Source organism: Syntrophales bacterium, from assembly GCA_030655775.1.
GTDB lineage: Bacteria > Desulfobacterota > Syntrophia > Syntrophales > JADFWA01 > JAUSPI01.
Genome location: JAUSPI010000261.1, coordinates 1 through 3,165, shown reverse-complemented (window position 1 = coordinate 3,165; position 3,165 = coordinate 1). Strand labels below are relative to the sequence as shown.

The window sequence follows — 3,165 nt, the reverse complement described above, 5'->3', positions numbered from 1 at the left end:
AAACCTTTTGTTCAGGCTCGCCGATCGTTCCGGTAATTGCAAGATAGCATTTTATGTTATTCTGCTTGAGGATATCGTAAAAAATCATAGCATGTTCTAGTCGATCACCGGTTACAAACTGGTCAAGAAAGAAGACCCTCTTAAATTTTCCTGCCTGTTCGGGATCCCCGCCGGTGCTCTCTATAGATTCCCCATAAATAAACTGCATCGTGGCCTGTTCCAGAGTCAGCTTACAAATAACGTTTACCAGCGGATTCCGGGTTAAAATAATTATATAGTCAATTTTATTGCCCCGGAGACCATTACTGGCGATCTCCAGATTTTTACGAGTAACAATGGCCCGTCCGTTGCCGGTCTTGGAAAGATCATTGAAATCAGGCATGTAGGGATACTTACTGATAGCTACATTTTCAAGAAACGCATCCTTCGATTGAGCGGCCCTCAATATTTCTGGCTGGCTTTCGTCAAGGTTTTCTGTCTTAACATAGAGACCACATAACTCAAACGCGCAGTAACTTCCGTCAAAACCGACTGTACCTCCATCATCACCAATCATTTCCCAGCTTTCCTTCGGCATCCTTGCCAGTCTCCGGCACAGGGTTGTAGTCTTGCCGGTAGCCGTAAGACCTGAAATTGCTGTATGTATCTCTTTTAGCTCAGGCCGCTCAGTCTCCTGGTCATAGACCCATAAAAAGTCCTTCCTTGCGCCGGCATGTAGAAAAATGCCAGTCTTGTCGATAGCCCTAACCCGCCAGTCTTCAAACTGAAAAACTCCCTTCTTGCCTTCACCAAGATATGTCGAATTTCTGCATATCTTGACCTGGTCGCCCCTCTTCTCACCCATCATCAGCCGGATCGAAATATCTTTATCTATCAGCCTTTTCGATTTGTTGTATTCAAAAGCTATGTCGGTGAAGAAGATAATGGTGTAAGTTGGATCTTCCACAATCTTAGCAGACGGGCAATCCAGGAGAAGCTCAAGCCCGTATGCAAGGTGCGCATACTTTTTGGGAATGATAAAACGAGCAGTGATTCCTTCCCGGCCGTCACCAACCATGGTATCGAGAGAAATGATCTTCTCCTTGCCCAATATTTCTACGGCCTGCTTAGCCAGGGCCTCTTCCTCTTCACCGAACTCATGGTCAACACTATTTTTGGTATGAGGAGCGGCCCTTGACATTGGCTCAGAATCTGCGGCTATCGAGCCAATCTGTGTTTGTATAACCCCTTCCTGTCTCAAAGCGAGCTGTTTGAGTTCATCTAAAGGAAGTCCCTCAATTAGACGCCCATCCTTTTTGGCCTCATCATATATCTGCTTAGCCGCCAATTTGAAATAATTCATTCCGTTACCCCCGTTACTCAGATTTTTTCTTTCGTATATAGAATAAATTAAATAGTCCTAAACCTCAACATAAAAATTTAAGAAAAGGTTAATCCCGAAAATAGACATTGACCCTTCCAATACAGTAGGACAGGCGTCCCGCCTGTCCATAATGGTGAATCGCTTAGACAGCCGAGACGGCTGTCCTACGGGACGGGGAGGACAGTCTTTATTTTCAATGTCTATTTTAGGGTTAATAAAAATAGTAGCTTTCTTGTGTAAATTGTATTAGATATTAAAGGTTCTATATCAAATTATAATGATACAAAGAGGAGATTATGAGATTCGATATTGCGAGAAGGAGCAGCGGCCTTACTTATGAAATACGGAACATCGTAAATATAGCGAACAAGATGAGCGATTACGGCATCGAGGTTATCTGGGAAAACATAGGTGATCCCGTGGGAAAAGGGGAGAAGATACCCGAGTGGATGAAAGAGGTCTTGACGGACATCTTACAAGAAGATCGTTCATACGCATATTCACCTACAAAGGGAGTTGACGAAACCAGGAAGTTTCTTGCGGAGCTGGTAAACAAGAGGGGAAAGGCAAAAATAGACAGCGAAGACATTATATTTTTTAATGGTCTTGGTGATGCCATTGCACGAACGTATGGCTCCATGCGTGTCGATGCACGGATTATCATGCCTGAGCCGACCTATTCCACCCACCTGCTTGCGGAGGTTCTGCATGCTTCCTTTCCTCCAAATACCTACCAGATGGACCCACATAATAACTGGTGCCCGGATATTCATGAAATGGAACAGAAGGTGAAAAGCCATAAATCAATTGTCGGCATCCTTGTCATCAATCCTGATAACCCGACCGGTTTTGTTTATCCTGAAAATATCCTCAAACAGATTGTGAAAATTGCCAGAGAAAACGATATCTTCCTCGTTTTCGACGAGATGTATAATAACATTATATTCAATGGAGTCGAGACTGTCCCGCTCTCCGACATCATCGAAGACGTACCAGGTATCAGCATGAAGGGTATTTCCAAGGAATTCCCCTGGCCAGGCGCCCGGTGCGGGTGGATAGAGGTGTATAATGCCGACAAGGATGAGGCTTTTGACACCTTTATCAACACTATCTTGAACCAGAAGATGGCGGAGGTTTGTTCCACGACATTCCCCCAACTGGCCATTCCGATACTCTTCGACCATCCCAAGTATCAGCAATACCTGGAGTCCCGTATCAAACGGTATGAAAAGCTCTCCAACATAGCATATAATATCCTCAAAGATGTTCCGTATGTTATAGCCAACAGGACAAATGGTGCTTTTTACATGACTGTAGTATTCAAGGAATCAGTTCTCGACAACGGACACGCACTGCGGATAGATCAGTCTGATATAAAACAGTTTATTGAAAAAATCGTAAGTGAAAAGATTGAACCCGATAAACGCTTCGTGTACTACCTTCTCGGTGCCACAGGAATATGTGTGGTACCTCTCACATCATTTTTCACCCGGCTACATGGTTTCAGGCTAACTTTGCTGGAAAAAGACGAGGCCAAATTTGAGTTTACCATAAGGAAAATTGCCGAAAAAATCGTGGAGTATGTCGAGTCGTCATAATATTTTTGTTATTGAATTACTAAATGTTTATTTTAAAAAGCTGATTAAGTCCTTTTCTGCTTCATCATATATTTCGTCAATGTTTTTCTGAATGTTGATCGTGTGCTCAATCGCTGTTGCTGTTTTGCAGTAATGTTTAATATCATCCAGAGACAAGATTTTGCCTTTTTAGAAAAATGTAAACCCGTCCCCAATTAGTTCCGC

The 3,165-nt window shown here is 43.2% G+C and carries 2 protein-coding genes; one reads left to right on the top strand and one right to left on the bottom strand.

Annotated features, from left to right (window positions below; genetic code table 11):
* The coding region (locus Q7J27_14575; GenBank protein MDO9530365.1) for a phosphoenolpyruvate carboxykinase at window positions 1-1,342 on the bottom strand (1,342 nt) is incomplete at its 3' end.
* A 317-nt stretch (window positions 1,343-1,659) separates the two neighbouring features.
* Between Q7J27_14575 and Q7J27_14570 the strand changes: the two genes are divergently transcribed.
* Window positions 1,660-2,961 (top strand): pyridoxal phosphate-dependent aminotransferase, encoded by a 1,302-nt coding sequence (locus Q7J27_14570; protein ID MDO9530364.1) that lies wholly within the window; start codon window positions 1,660-1,662, stop codon window positions 2,959-2,961.
* Window positions 2,962-3,165: the final 204 nt, after the last annotated feature.

Bases quoted from the DNA above. Each gene is read 5' to 3' on its own strand.
- Q7J27_14570 (MDO9530364.1), top strand. From the start codon at position 1,660: ATGAGATTCGATATTGCGAGAAGGAGCAGCGGCCTTACTTATGAAATA.